The sequence below is a fragment of the Pseudoalteromonas sp. S554 genome, assembly GCF_005930865.1.
Classification (GTDB): domain Bacteria; phylum Pseudomonadota; class Gammaproteobacteria; order Enterobacterales; family Alteromonadaceae; genus Pseudoalteromonas; species Pseudoalteromonas marina.
In genome coordinates, this window is sequence record NZ_PNDV01000205.1 from 1 (window position 1) to 278 (window position 278).

Below are 278 nucleotides of genomic sequence, written 5' to 3' on the forward strand. Positions count from 1 at the left end.
ATAGTGAGGTAACTGCGAGGGGTCAAGTGTTTTAATGTCTAGCTGCCTCTTAGGGAAGTTGCCTTTACCAATTTCGGTGTACAGGTCGCGTGGTAAGTGTTGAAATTCTTTTCCTTGTACTTCGGCTACTGCTATTGCATCTAGGTTGTCGATACCTTGTTGGCTTACCAAATGAAACTTAACGTATTTAACATCTCCAGATATATTAATCATTTTATATGCATGTACGCCCCAAGAATCCATTATGCGTAAGCTAGCTGATGTACCGTAGTCGGTAT

1 protein-coding gene is annotated in these 278 nt (G+C 41.0%); it reads right to left on the minus strand.

Features of this window, described 5'->3' with window-relative positions; translation table 11 throughout:
- On the minus strand, nt 1–278 hold a 278-nt coding region (locus CWB65_RS19710), incomplete at both ends, for a catalase (RefSeq protein ID WP_138741301.1).